At 64.0% G+C, this 19,119-nt stretch carries 22 protein-coding genes and 1 pseudogene; 14 read left to right on the plus strand and 9 right to left on the minus strand.

The window, feature by feature from the left end:
* The coding region (locus H7841_06195; GenBank protein MEO5336468.1) for a hypothetical protein at nucleotides 1-346 on the minus strand (346 nt) is incomplete at its 3' end.
* 129 nt (nucleotides 347-475) lie between these two features.
* Nucleotides 476-2,299, minus strand: a complete 1,824-nt coding sequence (aspS, locus tag H7841_06200; protein ID MEO5336469.1) for an aspartate--tRNA ligase — start codon at nucleotides 2,297-2,299, stop codon at nucleotides 476-478.
* A gap of 260 nt (nucleotides 2,300-2,559) precedes the next feature.
* Here aspS and H7841_06205 point away from each other — a divergent pair, with 260 nt between their 5' ends.
* Nucleotides 2,560-2,907, plus strand: a complete 348-nt coding sequence (locus tag H7841_06205; GenBank protein ID MEO5336470.1) for a LuxR C-terminal-related transcriptional regulator — start codon at nucleotides 2,560-2,562, stop codon at nucleotides 2,905-2,907.
* A gap of 19 nt (nucleotides 2,908-2,926) precedes the next feature.
* Complete coding sequence (locus H7841_06210) at nucleotides 2,927-3,208, plus strand: hypothetical protein (GenBank protein MEO5336471.1); 282 nt, start codon at nucleotides 2,927-2,929, stop codon at nucleotides 3,206-3,208.
* On the opposite strand, the gene H7841_06215 is transcribed toward H7841_06210, so the two are convergent.
* Entirely contained in the window at nucleotides 3,209-3,955 is a 747-nt protein-coding gene (locus tag H7841_06215; GenBank protein MEO5336472.1) for a Rieske 2Fe-2S domain-containing protein, read from the minus strand.
* 274 nt (nucleotides 3,956-4,229) lie between these two features.
* On the opposite strand from H7841_06215, the gene H7841_06220 reads away from it, so the two are divergent.
* From H7841_06220 to H7841_06240, 5 genes and pseudogenes are all read left to right on the plus strand, one after another.
* Complete coding sequence (locus H7841_06220) at nucleotides 4,230-4,592, plus strand: hypothetical protein (GenBank protein MEO5336473.1); 363 nt, start codon at nucleotides 4,230-4,232, stop codon at nucleotides 4,590-4,592.
* Between the two features lie 17 nt (nucleotides 4,593-4,609).
* Nucleotides 4,610-5,911, plus strand: a complete 1,302-nt coding sequence (locus tag H7841_06225; protein MEO5336474.1) for an FCSD flavin-binding domain-containing protein — start codon at nucleotides 4,610-4,612, stop codon at nucleotides 5,909-5,911.
* Between the two features lie 77 nt (nucleotides 5,912-5,988).
* Nucleotides 5,989-7,254, plus strand: a complete 1,266-nt coding sequence (locus H7841_06230; GenBank protein ID MEO5336475.1) for a spore maturation protein — start codon at nucleotides 5,989-5,991, stop codon at nucleotides 7,252-7,254.
* 278 nt (nucleotides 7,255-7,532) lie between these two features.
* Nucleotides 7,533-7,670 (plus strand): annotated as a pseudogene (thiS, locus tag H7841_06235) (sulfur carrier protein ThiS).
* A 90-nt stretch (nucleotides 7,671-7,760) separates the two neighbouring features.
* The gene (locus H7841_06240; GenBank protein ID MEO5336476.1) at nucleotides 7,761-8,513 is read left to right on the plus strand and encodes a bifunctional sulfur carrier protein/thiazole synthase protein; all 753 of its coding nucleotides are present in this window, start codon (nucleotides 7,761-7,763) and stop codon (nucleotides 8,511-8,513) included.
* 69 nt (nucleotides 8,514-8,582) lie between these two features.
* On the opposite strand, the gene H7841_06245 is transcribed toward H7841_06240, so the two are convergent.
* From H7841_06245 to H7841_06255, 3 genes are all read right to left on the minus strand, one after another.
* A complete protein-coding gene (locus H7841_06245) occupies nucleotides 8,583-10,256 on the minus strand; it encodes a cation acetate symporter (protein ID MEO5336477.1) in 1,674 nt (557 codons plus the stop codon).
* Nucleotides 10,253-10,567, minus strand: a complete 315-nt coding sequence (locus tag H7841_06250) for a DUF485 domain-containing protein (protein ID MEO5336478.1) — start codon at nucleotides 10,565-10,567, stop codon at nucleotides 10,253-10,255. The genes H7841_06245 and H7841_06250 overlap by 4 nt, the downstream gene beginning before the upstream one ends.
* Nucleotides 10,568-11,114: 547 nt before the next feature.
* Nucleotides 11,115-11,378, minus strand: coding sequence for a hypothetical protein (locus tag H7841_06255; GenBank protein ID MEO5336479.1), 264 nt, complete (start codon nucleotides 11,376-11,378; stop codon nucleotides 11,115-11,117).
* Nucleotides 11,379-11,595: 217 nt separating this feature from the next.
* On the opposite strand from H7841_06255, the gene H7841_06260 reads away from it, so the two are divergent.
* Nucleotides 11,596-12,141 carry a hypothetical protein gene (locus tag H7841_06260; protein MEO5336480.1) on the plus strand — a complete coding sequence of 182 codons (546 nt, stop codon included), beginning with the start codon at nucleotides 11,596-11,598 and terminating at the stop codon, nucleotides 12,139-12,141.
* Here H7841_06260 and H7841_06265 read toward each other — a convergent pair.
* On the minus strand, nucleotides 12,138-13,313 hold the full coding sequence (locus H7841_06265) for an aminotransferase (GenBank protein ID MEO5336481.1): 1,176 nt from the start codon (nucleotides 13,311-13,313) through the stop codon (nucleotides 12,138-12,140). The two genes, H7841_06260 and H7841_06265, sit on opposite strands and share 4 nt — an antisense overlap.
* A gap of 67 nt (nucleotides 13,314-13,380) precedes the next feature.
* Between H7841_06265 and H7841_06270 the strand changes: the two genes are divergently transcribed.
* The 3 genes from H7841_06270 (at nucleotide 13,381) to glnA (ending at nucleotide 15,739) form a co-directional block, all read left to right on the plus strand.
* Nucleotides 13,381-13,803 carry an OsmC family protein gene (locus H7841_06270; GenBank protein MEO5336482.1) on the plus strand — a complete coding sequence of 141 codons (423 nt, stop codon included), beginning with the start codon at nucleotides 13,381-13,383 and terminating at the stop codon, nucleotides 13,801-13,803.
* A 144-nt stretch (nucleotides 13,804-13,947) separates the two neighbouring features.
* Nucleotides 13,948-14,286, plus strand: coding sequence for a P-II family nitrogen regulator (locus tag H7841_06275; protein MEO5336483.1), 339 nt, complete (start codon nucleotides 13,948-13,950; stop codon nucleotides 14,284-14,286).
* 31 nt (nucleotides 14,287-14,317) lie between these two features.
* Nucleotides 14,318-15,739, plus strand: coding sequence for a type I glutamate--ammonia ligase (gene glnA, locus H7841_06280; GenBank protein MEO5336484.1), 1,422 nt, complete (start codon nucleotides 14,318-14,320; stop codon nucleotides 15,737-15,739).
* Between the two features lie 239 nt (nucleotides 15,740-15,978).
* Here glnA and H7841_06285 read toward each other — a convergent pair whose 3' ends face one another.
* Nucleotides 15,979-16,146, minus strand: coding sequence for a hypothetical protein (locus H7841_06285; GenBank protein MEO5336485.1), 168 nt, complete (start codon nucleotides 16,144-16,146; stop codon nucleotides 15,979-15,981).
* Between the two features lie 291 nt (nucleotides 16,147-16,437).
* Between H7841_06285 and H7841_06290 the strand changes: the two genes are divergently transcribed.
* Nucleotides 16,438-16,998 carry a hypothetical protein gene (locus H7841_06290; protein ID MEO5336486.1) on the plus strand — a complete coding sequence of 187 codons (561 nt, stop codon included), beginning with the start codon at nucleotides 16,438-16,440 and terminating at the stop codon, nucleotides 16,996-16,998.
* 6 nt (nucleotides 16,999-17,004) lie between these two features.
* On the opposite strand, the gene H7841_06295 is transcribed toward H7841_06290, so the two are convergent.
* The gene (locus H7841_06295) at nucleotides 17,005-17,565 is read right to left on the minus strand and encodes a TlpA family protein disulfide reductase (GenBank protein ID MEO5336487.1); all 561 of its coding nucleotides are present in this window, start codon (nucleotides 17,563-17,565) and stop codon (nucleotides 17,005-17,007) included.
* On the opposite strand from H7841_06295, the gene argH reads away from it, so the two are divergent.
* Together argH and H7841_06305 are read left to right on the plus strand one after the other, a co-directional pair.
* Complete coding sequence (argH, locus tag H7841_06300; protein ID MEO5336488.1) at nucleotides 17,564-18,979, plus strand: argininosuccinate lyase; 1,416 nt, start codon at nucleotides 17,564-17,566, stop codon at nucleotides 18,977-18,979. The two genes, H7841_06295 and argH, sit on opposite strands and share 2 nt — an antisense overlap.
* Before the next feature lie 4 nt (nucleotides 18,980-18,983).
* Nucleotides 18,984-19,118, plus strand: a complete 135-nt coding sequence (locus H7841_06305; protein MEO5336489.1) for a lipoprotein — start codon at nucleotides 18,984-18,986, stop codon at nucleotides 19,116-19,118.
* The last annotated feature ends 1 nt before the right edge of the window (nucleotide 19,119 follow it).

A 19,119-nucleotide genomic window follows, 5' to 3' on the forward strand; every position in this document is an offset into this window, starting at 1 on the left:
GCGCGGAGATGGCCGCGAAGGCGACTGTGGACGCGGAGAAGACCGGCTGGGCGGCGGGGGCGGGGGCTTCCTCGCCCTCGGGGACCGGGGCGGGCGCGGCCGCGGCCAGATCCGGGGCCTCGTCGCGGCAGACCTCACCTTCGGTCACCGCGCGCAACATGGCGCAATCCTTTTCGGCGGCAGCCGACAAGCCGTGGTCGAAGATGGACTTGCCGGTCGCAAGGTAGCTGATGCCGTCGGCGGCCAGGGAGGCCACCTGGAAGGCCACCGGCGCGCCGCAACCGCCCAGGGCAACGGGCAGTGCCAGAGCCGTCCAAACGAAACGCTTGCCGAGAATCCTTGCCATGGCACCCTCCGGAACGATGGGCGAATCCTGCGCCCAGGCACCGGGTCTGGCAAGAAAAATCGTTTTATATCATATGGTTAACTGAAATTAACCAAGAAGAGCGAACTATTCCGGTCCCTTGGCGGCCCCTCAGGCGGGGGCCGCCGGGGCGGGCGGGGCGCCTTCGGAACGCTTCTCCTTGGTTTTCGGCTCGACGATTCGGATATGCAGTTCGCGCAGGCGCTCCGGTTCCACGTTGGCCGGGGCGTGCATGAGCAGATCCTGGGCCTGCTGGTTCATGGGGAAGGCGATGATCTCGCGGATGTTGGGCTCGTCCGCCAGCAGCATGACGATGCGGTCGATGCCCGGCGCGCAGCCACCGTGGGGCGGGGCCCCGAAGCGGAAGGCCGAAAGCAGGCCGCCGAACTTGGCTTCCACCACTTCCGGCCCGTAGCCGGCGATGGCGAAGGCCTTCAGCATGATCTCCGGACTGTGGTTGCGGATGGCGCCCGAGGAGAGTTCCACGCCGTTGCAGACGATGTCGTACTGGAAGGCCTTGATCGCCAGCGGGTCCATGGTCTCCAGCGCCTGCATGCCGCCCTGGGGCATGGAGAAGGGATTGTGGCTGAATTCCACCTGGCCGGTATCCGGGTTCAATTCGTAGAAGGGGAAGTCGACCACCCAGAGGAAGCGGAAGGCGTTCCGCTCGCGCAGACCCAGTTCGTCGCAGATGCGCTCGCGCGCTTGGCCGCCGAACTTGGCGGCGTCGGCCTTCTGGCCGGCGGCGAAGAAGACGGCGTCGCCATCCTTCAGTCCCGCGGCGGCCTTGATGGCGGCCACCCGGTCGGGTTCCAGGTTCTTGGCGATGGGGCCCTTGGCCTCCCCGTTCTCGAACACGATGTAGCCCAGCCCGCCGCCGCCCGCCTCGCGGGCCCAGTCGTTCAGCTTGTCGAAGAAGCTGCGCGGCTTGGCCGCGCCGCCCGGCGCCGGGATGGCGCGCACCACGGCGCCCTTGTCGACCAGCTTGGCGAACAGGCCGAAACCGCCGCTGCGGAAGGGTTCGGTGACATCGCACATGACCAGGGGATTGCGCAGGTCCGGCTTGTCGGAGCCGTACTTGAGCACCGCCTCGTCGTAGGGGATGCGCGGGAAAGGATGGGGCGTCACGGCGCGGCCCTTGCCGAATTCGACGAACACGTCGTGCAGCACCGGTTCGATGGCGGCGAAGACGTCGTCCTGGGTGACGAAGGCCATTTCGAAGTCCAACTGGTAGAATTCGCCCGGCGAGCGGTCGGCGCGCGCATCCTCGTCGCGGAAGCAGGGCGCGATCTGGAAATAGCGGTCGAAGCCCGAGATCATCAGCAGCTGCTTGAACTGCTGCGGCGCCTGGGGCAGGGCGTAGAACATGCCCGGATGGTTACGGCTGGGCACCAGGTAGTCCCGCGCGCCTTCCGGCGAGGTGGCCGTCAGGATGGGGGTTTGGAATTCCATGAATCCCTGGTCGACCATGCGGCGGCGAATGCTGGAGATCACCGCCGAGCGCTGGACGATGTTGGCGTGCATCTTGTCGCGCCGGAGGTCGAGGAACCGGTATCGCAGGCGCTGCTCCTCGGGATATTCGGCCTCTCCGGCGACCTGGATGGGCAGCATGTCGGCCGCCGATTCCACCAGGGCTTCTTCCACCCACAGTTCGACGCCGCCGGTCGCCAGATTGGCGTTCGCCGTATCGGCGCTACGCTGAACGACCTTGCCTGTAACCGTAATTACAGACTCCGGACGCGCTTTCTCCAAGACTGGAAACAGGGGGCTGGACGTGTCGATGACACATTGGGTGAGGCCGTAATGATCGCGCAAATCCACGAACAGAAGGTTGCCGTGGTCGCGTTTGCGATGGATCCAGCCGGACAGGCGGACCTTGGCGCCGACGTCGGTAGGCCTCAATTGGCCACAGGTATGGCTGCGATAGGGATGCATGGGACGGGCCCCCGGAGTGCTTGCCGTTGCGTTCGCGAAAGAGGGGCCGAACAGCACACCGAACGCCGCCTTTTGTCAAGGGAAGCCAGCGAGGCATCGCAACAGCCGAACCGGGTATGCCTCGTGTTCATCCACAGTTTATTCGTACCGACGCGTCCCTCTAGAGTGCCGCTCGCCGGGTCAACGCGCCGCCGGAAGCCCCGACCGATGGGCTTTCTGCCCCCGAAGCGGCCCCGACACATGATAGGGGAGATGTGCGGATGGTAAGGGAGAATGGGGCCCGCTCCTTCGGGGATGTCGTGTCCCTGGGAGAAGACTGCGCCCGGCGGGTCGGTGGGGGCTGTCCCATCCTTTCCCGGTTCGGCGACCGAATATCCGATTGCCTCATGGAACAGATGGCGGTGCTGGCGAACCTGTCGCCGCGCGAACGGCAGGTGCATCTGCTGCTGGTCAAGGGACGGACCAACAAGATGATCGCCGCCGAACTGGGGATCAGCCAGCGCACCGTCGAATTCCATCGCGCCAACATCATGAACAAGCTGGGGGCCAAGTCGCTGGCCGATCTGATCGAGAAGACCCGCGGTCGCCTGGCTTCCGTGAAGCCGTGACGGCGGGAATTGCAGCGAGATGAAACGCCATCGCGAGGAATTGGTCTCCTTGCTCCGGGAAATCCTCCATGAGGTCGCGGCCTGCCGGTGCAAGGGGGAGGCCGGGTGCCGGGCGGCGGTTCATCTCGATGCTCTCGAAAATGCCGTGACGGTGGAGTTGCAGGAGACCGACCGCATCCTGGAACTGCTGGACGACATCGTGCGGCGCGAGCGGGTTGGCCAACCCCGATACGGCGAACCCTGCCGGGTGCTCTATCTGGCTGGCCACGCCTTGGGTCTGGCCGCATTCCTGGGGCGTTGATCAGCAGGCCATGCGGCGCCGGGAATAGGTGACGGCGGGGACGGCCGTCGCCGTGCCGTGCACCGGATATTCGGCGACACGCGGGCCGTACTGCCAGTTCAGGTCGCGATGGAAGACCGAGAAGAAGTGCTGCATCAGCATTTCGTCCCCCAGCACGCCGGTGGCGAACAGGCCATCGGACGCGGCATCGTGTTCCAGGATCACCGAAAGCAGGGGCTGTCGGGCCTCGCCTCCGGTCACGCGGGCGCCCTTGGCGGCGTCGAAGACGCTGGCATGGGCGCAGCAGGAAATCGCACGGCCCCGGCGCCCGCCGTCCTTGGCTTCGTGGCTGTAATTGAGCAGACTCATCATCCGGGTCGGGTGTGTCATCAAATGGGTGCAGATGGCGACGTAGGCGACGATGGACTGGGTGGGGCCGAGGCCGGGTACCGACCGGTAGCGCTCGCCCCCTTGCGTCGATAGAAGAACCGGTTCTCCGGTCGGTTCCCCGAGGTCGACGATCAGGCAGGGGGTGCCGTTGAAGGGGTAATGGAAGATATGGTCCTGTCCGGTTCCCAGGGCCGAGGCCCGCAGGGGCGCCCCCGTCGCGTCGACCAGTCCCACCTTCTCGAAATAGCGGGCCGGCTTGAGTTGCGAGGTGGGGTACATGCCGGGCTGCGCCAAGGCGCCCGCTCCGGCTCCCGCCACACCGACCGCCAAACCACCCGCCGCCAAACGGACAAAGCCGCGGCGCGAAAGGCCTCCCATTTTGACCTCCCTGGTCGCGCGGGATTTTCCCGCATTTCCCTCGATCCATAACGCCTTTGGCGCGCGGAGGGCAAGAGGCCTGTTGAGCTAATATTTTAATACTTATATATGACGTATTAATAAAGTAAGCTATATCATATATGGGGGTGAAATATTATTTTGAATCAACGCCGGAAAAGGTTTTCATACGGACCACAAATGTGGTATCTCCCGGCTATCCACACGTCTGGAAGGGAACGTAGTTTCCGAGTATCCGCTGATAGGGAGGTACCGAATGAAGAAGAACCTAGCGATGGGGTTGGCCGTGGCCGCGGCGGTTGCCGCGTCCGGGACATTGGCTCAGGCCCAGCAGGCGGCACCGGCCGCCGCTCCTGCGGCTCCCGCCGCGCCCGCCGACATCCGCATTCTCGTGGCGCACTGCTTCAACTGCCATGGCACCAATGGGGCGAGCGTCGGCATCGTCGACGAACTGGATCAGCTCTCCGCCAAGCGCATGGTCTCGAAGATGGCCGAATTCAAGGCCGACAAGAAGGCTTCGACCATCATGAACCGTATCGCCAAGGGCTATACCGAAGCGGAAGTCGAAGCGATCGCCCAGTACTTCGAGAAGGCGAACGCCGGCAAGGCCGGCAAGTGAGCAGGGGGTATAGACTGATGAACAACACTCGTCGCAATTTCCTGAAGGCCGCCGGCGCCGTGGGCGCCGTGTCGACCTTTCCGCTCATCGGCTGCCAGCCTTCCGCGCCCAAGCGCGTGGTCGTCGTCGGTGGCGGCTTCGGTGGCGCTACCGCCGCCAAATACCTGAAGTTCTTCGATCCCGCTATCGACGTGACCCTGATCACGCCGGAAGATCACTTCTATTCCTGCCCGCTGTCGAACGTGACGTTCTTCAACGCCAAGTTCGCCGGCTTCACCTCGCTGGACAGCCTGAAGCAGAACTACAAGGCCCTGGCAGAGAAGCACAAGGTCAACGTTGTCATCGACCTGGTGGTCGGCGTCGAGCCCGGCAAGGGCTCCATGGGCGAAGGCGGCAAGGTCACCACCAAGGGCGGCCGCGTGTTCGAGTACGACCGCCTCATCATGTCGCCCGGCATCGACATGAAGGACATGCCCGGCTATACCGCCGCGGAGCATGACATCGCCCCGCACGCCTGGAAGGCCGGTCCGCAGACCGCTCTGCTCAACAAGCAGCTCCAGGACCTGGAAAACGGAAAGCCGGTGATCATCGTCGCCCCGGCCGATCCGTACCGCTGCCCGCCGGGGCCGTACGAGCGTGCCGGCACCATGGCCTACTACCTGAAGAACAACAAGCCCAAGTCCAAGGTGATCATCCTCGACGCCAAGGAGGACTTCGCCAAGAAGGGCCTGTTCATGGAAGGCTGGGAGCAGAACATGAAGGGCTACGTCGAGTGGGTGCCCGCCTCCAAGGACGGTAAGGTGACCCGCGTCGACGCCGCCAAGCGCATCGCCTACACCGAGTTCGGCGAGCACAAGGCGGGCGTCCTGAACGTCATCCCGCCGCAGAGCGCCGGCAAGATCGCCATCGCCGCCGGCCTGACCAACGACAAGGGCTGGTGCGACATCGATCTCGCGACCTTCGAATCGAAGAAGGCCAAGGGTATCCATGTGATCGGCGACGCCGCCGTGGTGACCGGCATGCCGAAGTCCGGCAATGCCGCCAACACCCAGGCCAAGGTCGCCGCCGCGGCGGTCTCCCGTTTCCTGAACGGCGAGAAGCCGGGCACGCCCAAGACCACCAACACCTGCTATTCCATGGTGACGCCCGAGTGGGGCATTTCGGTCACCGCGGTGTACGAGTTGGGCGAGAAGGGCTACGCGGGCGTCAAGGGTTCGGGCGGCGTGTCTCCGGCCAAGGCCGGCGACGAGTTCCGTCGTCTCGAAGCCAAGAACGCCTGGGGCTGGTACATCAATATCGCCCAGGACATCTGGGGCTGAGCCTCCGGATAGCCTGATCGGATCGGGGCGGGGATCGCAAGGTCCCCGCCCTTTCCTTTTTCGGCTATGATGCGCCCATGAACGTCATTTTCGTCATCCTCGTGCTGGCCGGTTTCGGGTTGACCGCCGTCCGGCAAATCGCCTGGGACGGGGCGGGCGGCAAGGCTCCCATGGACCTGCTGGGGGCCGCCTTGGTCGAGGCGGCGCGTAGCGCCGTGGAGTTGTCCATAGGGCTGGTCGGCATCATGGCCCTGTTCCTGGGGCTGATGAAGGTGGCCGAGGCGGGCGGCCTGCTGGTGGTGCTGGCCAAGGCCCTGCGCCCCCTGATGAACCGCCTGTTCCCCGAGGTGCCGCCCGGCCATCCCGCCATGGGCGCCATGGTCCTGAACATGTCGGCCAACACCCTGGGGCTGGGCAACGCCGCGACGCCCTTCGGCATCCGCGCCATGCAGGAACTCGACCGCCTGAATCCGGCCAAGGGAATCGCCAGCGACGCCATGGTGCTGTTCATGGCGATAAACACCGCCAACGTGACCCTGGTGCCGACCAGCGTGATCGCCTTGCGTGCCGCCGCCGGTTCGGCCGATCCGGCCGGGGTGGTCGGCACGACGCTCTTCGCCACCCTGGTGGCGACGGGCATCGCCATCCTGGCGGCCAAGCTGATGCAGGGCCGGTGGCGGGCGGCGGTCCAGCCTGGCCCGGCGGAGACCCTGCCGCCACCGTCGGCGGAGGAGCTTCTCGATCCCGGCAGCTATCCGGCCTGGGTGTCCTGGCTTTTGCTGACGGGCGTGCTCGCCCTGGTGCCGGTGCTGATTCTCAACAACAAGGCCGTATCGCCCTGGATACTGCCGGGGCTGGTGGCCGGCTTGGTGGCCTTCGGCGCCGTCCGCAAGGTGAAGGTCTACGAAAGCTTCGTCGAGGGCGCCAAGGACGGATTCCAGGTGGCCGTGCGGATCATCCCCTATCTGGTGGCTATCCTGGCGGCGGTGGCGCTGTTCCGCGCCTCTGGAGCCCTGGATGCGGTCATCGGGCCGCTGGGGCGTCTGACCACACCCTTCGGCCTGCCGCCCGAGGCGGTGACCCTCACTCTGTTGCGCAGCTTGACCGGCTCAGGCGCCTATGGGTATCTGGCGAGCCTGTTGCAGGACCCGGCCATCGGGCCGGACAGCTACACGGGGTATCTCGCGAGCACCATCTACGGCTCGACCGAGACCACCTTCTATGTGCTGGCCGTCTATTTCGGTGCCGTGGGCGTCCGCAAGGTGCGCCACGCAGTCGCCGCCGCTTTGCTGGCCGATCTGGCCGGGGCCCTTGCGGCCGTTCTGGCGTGCAAGCTCCTGTAGGAGCGATGACGCCCTAATTTTGCCACAATCTTCTTGTTAAATGGGTAACCGAGAAGGACTCATCATCATCCGGCGGCCGGAGTTTGTCGCCGGGAGAGTTCCGGGGCCCGCGCCGGTCCCCACTGGCCCCCCCAGAGCCGGACGCGGGTTCCGGTCCGCGGTCGGGAATCCGCTAGGGTTTCCGACCGCTTCTTGTGGAGTCCGATCCTTCCCCGTTGAAACCGGACGCGCGCCTCCCCATGATAGGCGCCAGCGACATCAAGGATGGAAGGCCCCCCATGCGTGTGACCATCAACGGCGAAGAACGGTCCCTGGATGCCCCGGTGACGGTGGAACAGCTCCTGGCCCGCATCGGGCTGGACGGCCGCAAGGTCGCGGTGGAACGCAACATGGAGATCGTGCCCAAGTCCCAGTACGCCACCCTGACCGTGGGCGACGGCGACAGGCTGGAGATCGTCCACTTCATCGGCGGCGGCAACGGCCGGGAAGGGGGCGATCATTTCGAGGTGGCGGGGAAGCGCTATTGGTCGCGGCTGCTGGTGGGAACCGGCAAGTACAAGGATTTCGAGGAAACCGCCAAGGCTATCGAGGCCTCGGGTGCCGAGATCGTCACCGTGGCCGTGCGCCGGGTCAACATCACCGATCCCAAGCAGCCCATGCTGGTCGACTACGTCGATCCCAAGACCTACACCTACCTGCCCAACACCGCCGGCTGCTATACCGCCGAGGAAGCGGTGCGCACCCTGCGCCTGGCCCGCGAGGCGGGTGGCTGGGACCTGGTCAAGCTGGAGGTGCTGGGCGACCAGAAAACCCTTTACCCCAATATGGTCGAGACCCTGAAGGCCGCCGAGGTTCTGATCGCGGAGGACTTCAAGGTGATGGTCTACTGCTCCGACGATCCCATCCTGGCCAAGCGCCTGGAGGACCTGGGCTGCGTCGCCATCATGCCCTTGGCGGCCCCCATCGGCTCCGGCCTGGGGATTCAGAATCCGGTCAACATTCGCCTGATCGTCGAACAGGCCAAGGTGCCGGTGCTGGTCGATGCCGGCGTCGGCACGGCCTCGGATGCCGCCATCGCCATGGAACTGGGTTGCGACGGTGTGCTGATGAACACCGCGATCGCCGAGGCCAAGGACCCCATCAAGATGGCCCGCGCCATGAAGCTGGCCATCGAGGCTGGTCGCCTCGCCTACCTGGCCGGACGCATGCCGCGCAAGATGTACGCCGATCCGTCCTCGCCTTTGGCCGGCCTGATCTGAAAAGAAGAGGGCCGCCGGTTGTCCGGCGGCCCCAAGTCATCGCAGGCTTCCCCTTTTGGGGGAAATTCTCTAGTGGGCGGCAGCCCCTTCGGCGCCCAGGCCGGTCTCGGACCGGATCACCTGCGCCGCGAAAGCCTCGCGCTCCTGGTTGGCCCGCTCGCTGTTGTCCGTGACGGAGAACAGCCAACTCGCGATGAAGGCGACCGGCATCGAGAACAGGGCCGGGTACTTGAACGGGAAGATGGCGGCCGGGTTCTTGAACACGTCGACCCACACCGTCGGTCCCAGCACGGTCAGCAGGATTGCCGCGCCCAGGCCCATGAAGCCGCCGATCACCGCGCCGCGGGTCGTCAGGCCCTTCCAGAACAGGGACAGCGCCAGGATCGGGAAGTTGGTCGACGCCGCGATGGCGAAGGTCAACCCGACCATGTAGGCGACGTTCTGCTTCTCGAAGATGATGCCGAGGAACACGGCGATCACGCCCAGTACCAGGCTGGCCATCTTGGAGACCATGACTTCCTTGCCCTCGGTCGTCTTGCCGTGGGCGAAGACGTTGGCGTAGAGGTCATGCGAGATGGCCGACGCCCCGGCCAGGGCCAAGCCGGACACCACCGCCAGGATGGTGGCGAAGGCCACCGCGGAGATGAAGCCCAGGAACAGGTCGCCGCCGATGGCATGCGACAGGTGGATGGCCGCCATGTTGTTGCCGCCCCGGAGGTTCAGGGCGCCCTTGGCGGCGTCCAGATACTCGGGGTTGGTGGCCACCATGGTGATGGCGCCGAAGCCGATGATGAAGGTCAGGATGTAGAAGTAGCCGATGAATCCGGTGGCATAGAACACCGACTTGCGGGCCGCCTTGGCATCGGGAACGGTGAAGAAGCGCATCAGGATGTGGGGCAGGCCGGCGGTGCCGAACATCAGGGCCAGGGCCAGGGAAATGGCCTCGATGGGGTTGGTCACCAGCGTTCCCGGCTTCATGATGGCCATCGCCTTGGGATGGACCTCGACAGCCCTGACGAACATTCTTTCGAAGGAGAAGCCGAAGTTGTACATCACGCCGATCGCGATCACCGTGGCGCCGCCCAGAAGCAGGCAGGCCTTGATGATCTGCACCCAGGTGGTCGCCACCATGCCGCCGAATGTCACGTAAATGATCATCAGGCCGCCGACCAGCATCACGGCATAAATGTAGTCCATGCCGAACAGCAGCTTGATCAACTGGCCCGCACCGACCATCTGGCCGATCAGGTAGAAGATCACGACCACCAACGCCCCGGTGGCCGCGAAGGTGCGCACCGGCTTGCGCCCCAGGCGGTAACTGGCCACGTCGGCGAAGGTGAACTTGCCCAGGTTGCGCAGGCGTTCGGCCAGCAGGAACAGGATGATCGGCCAGCCGACCAGCCAGCCGACCGAGTAGATCAGGCCATCGTAACCCTGGAGGTAGACCAGGGAAGAAATACCCAGGAACGACGCCGCCGACATGTAGTCGCCGGCGATCGCCAAGCCGTTCTGGAAGCCGGTGATGCCGCCGCCGGCCGCGTAGAAGTCGGCAGCCGTCTTGGTGCGTTTGGCCGCCCAGTAGGTGATGCCCAGGGTGGCAAGGACGAAGACCACGAACATGCTGATCGCGGTATAGTTGGTCGCCTGCTTCTGGGCCGCTTCGACCGCCGGGCCCGCAAGGGCGGCGCCGGCCATCAGCGACAGGCCGCCCGCCAGGGCGGCGAGATGGGCAAAACGCTTCATTTCCAGGCGTCCTTGATGATCTCGTGGTTGAGGTCGTCGAATTCGGTATTGGCCCGGCGGACGTAGATTCCGGTCAGGGCGATGGCGCTGAGGATCACGCCGACCCCGATCGGGAATCCGACGGTGCCGACGCTGCCGACGGAAATCGGCGAGCCGAGGAAATCCTTGGCATAGGCGATCATGAAAATGAAGCCGAAATAGATAGCCAGCATGATGGCCGAAAGAGTCCAGGCGAACGCCCGCCGCTTGCGGACGAGTTCTTCGAATTTCGGATTATTCTGGATCCTATCGGCGAGGTGTGTATTGCTCATTGTCTATCCTCCACCGGATGTTGCCATGCAGCATTCTACGGGGGATGTCCATTGACGGTATCATGCTCCCCCGATTACATGACCGATGCACAAAAGTTCAGGTATGAATGCATAAAACGCATACCTTATCCCCTTGTGCGGGGCGTCGCAGGGCATTAGCATCCGCAGCATCGGGTGTCAACCTGACAAATAAAAAATATCCGTATTGATACTGATGTTGCGGGGATATCGTCAGTATACTTTGCTTATTGCCACTGTGTAATGTGTTGTTGCGTCCGCGAATTGCAGCATTGTTTATGTATTAATATCAACATATCGGTAATTTAATTATATTTATATTCAATATGCATATAATATATACTAATTAATATTGTGAGCTGGTTTTCTTGTCGCCGTATCTGCGATGGACGTGCTGCCGAGTATTGTTGGTTGCTTATCATGGTAGTGCTTTGGGGGGATTTCCCGCGGAGCGTCGGTGCCAGCCTGAAGAGAACAGGAGCCAATCGGCGCGACTGGCTCCTGTTCGAGATCCATCATGCAGTGGGGATTACTTCCAACCGGATTCCGCTTCGCAAGCCTTCATCTCCTTGGGGTGGGTCTTTTCCCAGGTGCTGATGGATTGGGTTTCGTTGTCGCCCATCTTGTTGTTCATGCAGGTGCAATACTTGATGACCACCTCAGATCCCACCTTGGCGTCGGCGTTGTCCTTTATGCACTTGGCAATCCACTTCATGTCATCGGAATCGGCCAGGGCGACATTGGAAGTCAGGGCGGTCAGACCGACTAGCAACGCAGTGGCAAAAAGTTTCATGGCGCACTCCTCAGAAAAAAAATGGCGGCAGGCCTAGTGATACTAAGTCCGTGTCTCAACCACTATACAATCGTCACCGCCGCCGACAAGCAGGTTGAGCGTCCTCGGACGATGAAACTCGTCCTCCCAATTCCCATCGGGATATCGAAGGCTTCCTGACGAGTCGGCAAGGAGCTGACCCGAGACAGACGCCCGCGATGCCGGTAGGATGGGCGGCATGTTTTCCGACCACACACTGACGCCCAAGGAAGCGATCCGCCTTTGCGCACTCGGCACCCTGGCGGGCGGGCCGCAGCGCTATGGCGCGCTAGCCCATGCCATCCGCCACTTCGTCAGCCGCATCACCGGCCCATCCTCCGAAATCATGGGCACGTCCATCGAATTGCTGCGCTATGAAGGGCTGGTGGCCACAGTCTCCGGCAGCGGCATGGAGGACGACGCCGAACTGATCCTCACCGACCAGGGCCGCCGGGAACTGCATGGCCTGCTCACCGCCAACGTACGTGCCGCCGCCACCGAGCTGAACAAGCTGGTGGTTGCCCTCAAATTCCGTTTCCTGCACCTGTTGGAACGCCCCGACCAGGAGGCCCAGGTCGACCTGCTGATCGAGGCCTGCGACAAGGAGCTTGCCCGCCTGGACGACCTGCGCCACCACCACGCCGAAGAACCCGGCTTCATGGCGGATTGGCTGGATCACGACATCGGCCAACTGGAATCCCACCTGGCTTGGCTGCAGGATCTCCGTTCCAGCTTGAGGGGCTAAGTCCCCCGTTCGCCGAAATGCCTCTTCAGGCGACCGACGGCTTCGTCCAGCACCGCATCCTTCTTGCAGAAGCAGAAGCGGGCGAAATGGTCGATGTCGGCCTCGCCGTAGAAGGCGCTGACCGGGACGGCGGTGACTCCCGCCTCTACCGTGATGTGGCGGCAGAAGGCCTCGTCGTCGCCATCGAAACCGACCGGTCGGAAGTCGATGGTCAGGAAGTAGGTCCCCGCCGCTTCCAGCACCGCGAAGCCAACTTCCCTCAGCCCCTGGGCCAGACGGTCGCGCTTGGCCTGCAGGCGGCCCGCCAAGCCGGAAAAATACGAGTCTTCCTTGCCCAGGCCATCGGCCACCGCCTTCTGCAGGTTGGGGGGCGTGGTGAAGGTGACGAACTGGTGGGCCTTCACCACGGGTTCCAGCAATTTTGCCGCCCCGGTCACGTAGCCCACCTTCCAGCCGGTGACCGAGAAAGTCTTGCCGGCCGAACCGATGCGCAAGCAGCGGTCCCGCATGCCGGGTAGGGTCATCAAGGGAATGTGGCGGCGGCCATCGAACAGCAGATGTTCGTAGACCTCGTCGCAGACGGCGAAGGCGTCGTGCCTTTCCATCAGTCCGGCAACGAATTCCAGTTCGTCGCGGGTAAAGACTTTGCCCGACGGATTGTGCGGAGTGTTGAGCACAACCAGCTTGGTCTTGTCCGAAAAAGCGGCGGCCAAAGCCTTGCGCGGCAGTTCCCAAAGGGGCGGCTCCAGACGCACTAGGCGCGGCACGCCGCCGGCCAGGCGGACGATGGGCAGGTAGGAATCGTAGAGCGGCTCGATCAGCACCACCTCGTCGCCCGCCTCGATCAGGCCGAACAGGCAATCGGCCAAGGCCTCGGTGGCGCCCGACGTCACCAGGACCTCGGTTTTCCAGTCCGCGTCGATGCCGTAGAAGCGGGCGTCGTGCGCCGCCACCGCCTGACGTAGCGCAGGCAGCCCGGCCATGGGCGGATACTGGTTGGCGGTTCCCCCTTCCAGCAGGGCGCGGGCGGCCGCCTCCACCACGTCCGGGGCTCCGTCCTCGTCGGGGAAGCCCTGGCCCAGGTTGACCGAGCCGTGTTCGGCGGCCAGGGCGCTCATGCGCGTGAAGACCGTGGTGCCCAGCCCGGAAAGGAACGCGTTGCCCGCTTTCATGGGAAAGCCTGTACCATGCCCGGCGGCAGTCCGCTATACTCCCCGCCTCTTGAAGCGGGAGAGCAGGATGAAAGCGCGCGTCAAATGGGTCGAGGCCCGCAGCTTCATGGGCGAATCGGGCAGCGGCCACACGGTGGTGATGGATGGCCCCCCCGACCTGGGCGGGCGCAACCTGGGCCCCCGGCCCATGGAGATGCTGCTTATGGGCATGGGCGGCTGTACCGCCTTCGACGTGGTCGACATCCTGGAGAAGGGCCGCCAGAAGATCGAGGACTGCGCCATCGAGATCGAAGCCGAGCGCGCCGAGGCCAATCCCAAGGTCTTCACCCGCATCCTCATGCGCTACATCGTCGAGGGCAAGGGCCTGGACCGCGCCAAGGTGGAACGGGCGGTCCAGCTTTCTGCCGACAAGTACTGTTCGGCTTCCATCATGCTCGGCAAGACCGCCGAGATCATCCACGAGATCGAGGTGATCGATACGTCGGCCTGATTTTTTGGCAGACGCTCTTTTTTTGGGCACTTTTCTTCCGGCCGGCGAAAGGGCTCCTGCGGAATTCCGACTATTTCTTCTTGGCATGGCGCGTGCTATGAGGCGCGCGCCGCGAAAGTCCCGAGGCAAGGAGGCGCGCCTTACATGAAAAAGATCGAAGCCATCATCAAGCCCTTCAAGCTCGACGAGGTGAAGGAAGCCCTGCACGAGATCGGCCTGCAGGGCATGACCGTCATCGAGGCCAAGGGGTTCGGCCGCCAGAAGGGCCATACCGAGCTGTACCGTGGCGCCGAGTACGTGGTGGATTTCCTGCCCAAGGTGAAGATCGAACTGGTGGTCGCCGACACCCAGGTCGAACAGGCCATCGAAGCCATCATGCGAGCCGCCAAGACCGGGCGCATCGGCGACGGCAAGATCTTCATTTCCAGCGTGGAAGACATCATCCGCGTGCGCACCGGCGAGCGTGGCAACGACGCCATCTGACGATTTCACATCCAACGGAGGGAACCATCCCATGTCCCTGAACTGCAAGAAGCCTGAAGACGTCTTCAAGATGATCAAGGAGAAGGACATCCAGTTCGTGGATCTCCGCTTCACCGATCCGAAGGGCAAGTGGCAGCACTTGGCCATGTGCTCGGACTTCATCAACGAGTCCGCCTTCGAGGACGGCATCATGTTCGACGGCTCGTCGATCTCTGGCTGGAAGGCGATCAACGAGTCCGACATGTCCCTGATCCCCGACGCCACTTCGGCGGTGATGGATCCCTTCTCGGCCCAGCCGCAGATGATCCTGTTCTGCGACATCATGGAGCCCTCGACCGGCCAGCCCTACAACCGCGACCCGCGCTCCATCGCCAAGCGCGCCGAGGCCTACCTGAAGTCGACCGGCATCGGCGATACCGCCTATTTCGGTCCCGAGCCGGAATTCTTCGTGTTCGACGACGTGCGCTTCAACGTCGGCATGAACGGCAGCTTCTACGAGCTGGACTCCGAGGAAGGTCCCTGGGTCACCGGCAAGCTGCTGGCCGAAGGCAATGCCGGCCACCGTCCTCCGGTCAAGGGCGGCTATTTCCCGGTTCCGCCGGTCGATAGCATCCCCGACATGCGCTCCGAGATGGTGATGACGCTCAAGGAGATGGGCGTCAAGATGGACAAGCATCACCACGAGGTGGCGCCTTCCCAGCACGAACTGGGCATGGTGTACAACACCCTGGTGACTTCGGCCGACAACGTGCAGATGTACAAGTACGTGGTCCAGATGGTCGCTCACACCTACGGCAAGACCGCGACCTTCATGCCGAAGCCGATCGTCGGCGACAACGGTTCGGGCATGCACGTGCACCAGTCCATCTGGAAGTCCGGCAAGCCGACCTTCGCGGGTTCGGGCTATGCTGACCTGTCCGACGCCGCGCTTTACTACATCGGCGGCATCATCAAGCACGCCAAGGCGATCAACGCCATCACCAACCCGGGCACCAACAGCTACAAGCGGCTGATCCCCGGCTTCGAGGCTCCGGTGCTGCTGGCCTACTCGGCCCGCAACCGCTCGGCTTCCTGCCGCATCCCCTTCTCCAACTCGCCCAACGGCAAGCGCGTCGAAGTTCGGTTCCCGGACCCGACCGCCAATCCGTACCTGGGCTTCGCGGCCATGATGATGGCCGGCCTGGACGGCATCCAGAACAAGATCCACCCGGGCGACGCCATGGACAAGAACCTCTACGACCTGCCGCCCGACGAGTTGAAGAACATCCCGACCGTCTGCGGCTCGCTCCGCGAGGCCATCGGCGCCCTGGAAGCGGATCGCGAGTTCCTCAAGAAGGGTGACGTGTTCTCCGACGACTTCCTCGACAGCTATCTCGAACTGAAGTGGGAAGAGGTCTACAACTTCGAACACACCCCGCACCCGATCGAGTTCAAGATGTACTACAGCTCGTAAGGTTCGGGTTCGAACTAGAACCCATCCTCGAGAAGCCCCGCCTCGCAAGAGGCGGGGCTTTCTTCTGGTTTATCCAGGAATTCCGGGGAAGGGCGAATGCCCGCCAAGTCCTTCAATCTACCCCACGTCATGGGGCGGCGAGATCACAAAATCCATATGGCGTGGATTGGGGGGGGGCGCTGAGGCAGGTCAAGGGCGACGGAGTCGAGGCCTTTGCTGCAGGAGGACACAGAGAGAAATCAATGCCGCGTCGGCTGAAGGTCGGCCAGCATGCCGGAGACGCGCGAGGCGTAGCGGCGATAGAAGGCGGCCTGATCGGGGCTGCAGGAGCGCAGGGCGGCGGCATTGAGCGCCTTGAGGAAGGTTGCGTAGCGGCCGATCAACATTTGACGTTGGGCGAAGGACATGATGGGGTTCCCTTTCTTGGGTGTGCCGTCGTTCTGACAAGCTCTGGAGTCATCCTGACCCGAATCGCTTAACAAACGGTTCACATCTCTCTTCCTGGAAGAAGAAGGCAAACACCAGGACGGACCCTCGCGGTTCCGATACCGCCGAGTCATGAAGTCTCGCGATGGGCTCGACGACTCGCGTTTGTTCCCAAAATATCGACGCCGGATAAATACTGTTTGCAATATATAGTGTTATCTCCAAGATGTGGGGGAATCGCTTCTTCGGTCCCCCGTATTTTGAGGTGCGCCATGCGATTGGGGTTATGGACAGTTCTGGCGGTGACGGTGCTTGTCACGGGGCCCGTCGTCGCGGCCGAACAGTTGGCGGGCTTGCCACCCTCGGAAATCGCTACTTGGCCGCGGGGGGATGCGGCAGCCACGCCGGCCCTGGTGGCTGCGGTGACCGATCTGCGGGTGATGCGGCAAGGGGCGCACACCCAGGTTTCCCTGGATCTTACCGGGCCGGCTCCCGCTTCCTGGCGGGTGACGCCTTCGGGCCGCTCGGTGCTGTTGAATTTTCCGTCCATTCATTGGGAGGTGCCGGCCAGCGGCCGGAGGACCGGCGGCTTGGTCTCCAAGTACCTGTTCGGGGCCGGGGAAAACGGGGGAGGGGATCTTGCCCTGATCGTCGCCGAGCCGGTCCGGGTTGGGCAGGTCCGTTCCCTGCCGCCGGCGGCCAAGGGCGGCCGCTACCAGTTGGTGGTCGACCTCATCCCGCGAAAGGCCCTGGCGGATGCCGGCCCGCAAGCCACCGCCCAACCCGATCCCGCCGCCGCCTTTGGGACGACGACCGTACGCTTGGCGCGGTAGGCCGCTTCAAGGTCGGGTGCAGGCCTTGACCAAGTTAATCATTTGGGGAGAATCCCATTCGGCGGGGCCGATCCAGCGGGCGCGCTCGCGGCCCGAGGCATCGATGAACAGGGTGGTCGGCAGCCCCGAGACCAGCAGGAGTTGGCCGAGACGGGTGCGGGGGTCGAGTAGCATGGGCAGGTTCGATATCCTGGCGCCTTCGAAGAATTTCTTCACTGCCGGCTCGCCCAGGCGGTCCTGGGAGACGGTGACAACTTCGATCTTTTCCTTCGCGGCCGCCAGTTTGTCCTGAAGGCGCGACAGGGAAGGCATCTCCTTGATGCAGGGGGGGCACCAAGTAGCCCAGAAGTTCAAAACGATTCCCTTGCCCTTGTAGCCCGGCAGCGTTACCAGCTTCTCGCCGACCACGGCCACAGGCTCGTCGGGGACCGGCTTGGGCGGGTTCGTGACCTTGAAGCCCCGGTAGGCCACGGCATCGGGCGAGCAACTCGCCTCGGCGCTTGCAACCGGCGGGGATATGGCGACAATCACGCTCGCGATCACCGCGGCCAGGACAGTACGACCCATGACTTCCTCTTCTCCTCCGTCCACCAAGGACACCAGCACCATCTGGGGCGGGCGCTTCGCCGCCGGCCCGTCGGCCGTGATGGAGGAGATCAACGCCTCCATCGGCTTCGACAAGCGGCTGTTCGCCCAGGACATCCGAGGCTCCCAGGCCCACTGCGCCATGCTGGCGAAGACGGGCATCATAACCCAAGCCGATGCCGACGCCATCCTCAAGGGCCTCGGTCAAGTCCTGGAAGAAATGTCCTCCGGCCGCTTCGAATTCAAGCGTTCGCTGGAAGACATCCACATGAACGTGGAAACCCGGCTGGCGGAAATCGTCGGCGAGGCGGCGGGCCGCCTGCACACGGCGCGTTCGCGCAACGACCAGGTGGCGACCGACTTCCGGCTTTGGGTGCGCGATGCCTTGGATCAACTGGAAGGCGCGGCGACGACCCTGCAGCGGGTGCTGATAGCCCAGGCGGAACGCCATGTGGAAACCGTGATGCCGGGTTTCACCCACCTGCAGGCCGCCCAGCCGGTGGTGCTGGCCCACCACCTGCTGGCCTGGGTGGAGATGCTGGGCCGCGACCGCAGCCGGCTGGCCGACTGCCGCCGACGGCTGAACGAGAGCCCCCTGGGCGCGGCGGCGCTGGCCGGCACCTCGTTTCCCATCGACCGCCACATGACGGCGGCGGCCCTGGGCTTCGACCGGCCGATGGCCAATTCCCTGGACGCGGTTTCGGACCGGGACTTCGCGCTCGAATTCCTGGCCGCCGGTTCCATCCTCGCCGTGCACCTATCGCGCATGGCGGAAGAAATCGTGCTCTGGTGCACCGACCAGTTCGGCTTCGTTCGCCTGTCGGACGCCTTCACCACCGGCAGCTCGATCATGCCGCAGAAGCGCAATCCCGACGCCGCCGAACTGGTCAAGGCCAAGGCCGGCCGGGTGATCGGGGCGCTGAACGGCCTTTTGGTGGTGCTCAAGGGCCTGCCGCTCGCCTACGGCAAGGACATGCAGGAAGACAAGGAACCGGCCTTCGACGCCGCCGACACCTTGGGGCTCTGCCTGGCTGCCATGGCCGGCATGCTGGCGGAAGCCGAATTCGATGCGGGGCGCATGCGCGCGGCGCTGGCCAAGGGCTTCATCACCGCCACCGACCTGGCCGACTGGCTGGTACGGGAACTGAAGATGCCGTTCCGCCGAGCCCATCACGTCACCGGGCGCCTGGTCAAGCTGGCCGAAGAAAAGGGCTGCGGCCTGGAGCAACTGTCCCTGGACGACATGCGCCCGGTGGAAGCCGGAATCACGGAAGCGGTCTTCGGGGTCCTCGGGGTGGACAATTCGGTGCAGAGCCGCACCAGCTTCGGCGGCACGGCGCCCGAGAGGGTGCGGGCCGCGCTGGCCGAGGCCCGCAAGCGCTTCCTGGGAGAGTGACGAGATGAGCAAGATCCTGCGCCCGCTGACGGTGTTCCTCCTGGTGTTCGGCCTGGCCGCGGTGGCGGGCTGCGGTCGCAAGGGCAAGATCCAGTACCTGCCCGGCGAGAAGCCGCCGCAGGAATATCCCAGCGAATAGG

Origin of the sequence: Magnetospirillum sp. WYHS-4, assembly GCA_039908345.1 — a bacterium.
Classification (GTDB): Bacteria; Pseudomonadota; Alphaproteobacteria; order Rhodospirillales; family GLO-3; genus JAMOBD01.

Excerpts from the sequence above, each read along its gene's own strand:
- H7841_06265 (MEO5336481.1), bottom strand. The coding sequence starts at position 13,313 with ATGAAAGCGGGCAACGCGTTCCTTTCCGGGCTGGGCACCACGGTCTTC.
- H7841_06215 (MEO5336472.1), bottom strand. The coding sequence starts at position 3,955 with ATGGGAGGCCTTTCGCGCCGCGGCTTTGTCCGTTTGGCGGCGGGTGGT.
- H7841_06255 (MEO5336479.1), bottom strand. The coding sequence starts at position 11,378 with ATGAAACTTTTTGCCACTGCGTTGCTAGTCGGTCTGACCGCCCTGACT.
- argH (MEO5336488.1), top strand. The coding sequence starts at position 17,564 with ATGACTTCCTCTTCTCCTCCGTCCACCAAGGACACCAGCACCATCTGG.
- H7841_06225 (MEO5336474.1), top strand. The coding sequence starts at position 4,610 with ATGAACAACACTCGTCGCAATTTCCTGAAGGCCGCCGGCGCCGTGGGC.
- H7841_06250 (MEO5336478.1), bottom strand. The coding sequence starts at position 10,567 with ATGAGCAATACACACCTCGCCGATAGGATCCAGAATAATCCGAAATTC.
- H7841_06275 (MEO5336483.1), top strand. The coding sequence starts at position 13,948 with ATGAAAAAGATCGAAGCCATCATCAAGCCCTTCAAGCTCGACGAGGTG.
- glnA (MEO5336484.1), top strand. The coding sequence starts at position 14,318 with ATGTCCCTGAACTGCAAGAAGCCTGAAGACGTCTTCAAGATGATCAAG.
- H7841_06245 (MEO5336477.1), bottom strand. The coding sequence starts at position 10,256 with ATGAAGCGTTTTGCCCATCTCGCCGCCCTGGCGGGCGGCCTGTCGCTG.
- H7841_06220 (MEO5336473.1), top strand. The coding sequence starts at position 4,230 with ATGAAGAAGAACCTAGCGATGGGGTTGGCCGTGGCCGCGGCGGTTGCC.
- aspS (MEO5336469.1), bottom strand. The coding sequence starts at position 2,299 with ATGCATCCCTATCGCAGCCATACCTGTGGCCAATTGAGGCCTACCGAC.
- H7841_06205 (MEO5336470.1), top strand. The coding sequence starts at position 2,560 with ATGGTAAGGGAGAATGGGGCCCGCTCCTTCGGGGATGTCGTGTCCCTG.
- H7841_06260 (MEO5336480.1), top strand. The coding sequence starts at position 11,596 with ATGTTTTCCGACCACACACTGACGCCCAAGGAAGCGATCCGCCTTTGC.
- H7841_06230 (MEO5336475.1), top strand. The coding sequence starts at position 5,989 with ATGAACGTCATTTTCGTCATCCTCGTGCTGGCCGGTTTCGGGTTGACC.
- H7841_06305 (MEO5336489.1), top strand. The coding sequence starts at position 18,984 with ATGAGCAAGATCCTGCGCCCGCTGACGGTGTTCCTCCTGGTGTTCGGC.
- H7841_06290 (MEO5336486.1), top strand. The coding sequence starts at position 16,438 with ATGCGATTGGGGTTATGGACAGTTCTGGCGGTGACGGTGCTTGTCACG.
- H7841_06210 (MEO5336471.1), top strand. The coding sequence starts at position 2,927 with ATGAAACGCCATCGCGAGGAATTGGTCTCCTTGCTCCGGGAAATCCTC.
- H7841_06285 (MEO5336485.1), bottom strand. The coding sequence starts at position 16,146 with ATGTCCTTCGCCCAACGTCAAATGTTGATCGGCCGCTACGCAACCTTC.
- H7841_06270 (MEO5336482.1), top strand. The coding sequence starts at position 13,381 with ATGAAAGCGCGCGTCAAATGGGTCGAGGCCCGCAGCTTCATGGGCGAA.
- H7841_06295 (MEO5336487.1), bottom strand. The coding sequence starts at position 17,565 with ATGGGTCGTACTGTCCTGGCCGCGGTGATCGCGAGCGTGATTGTCGCC.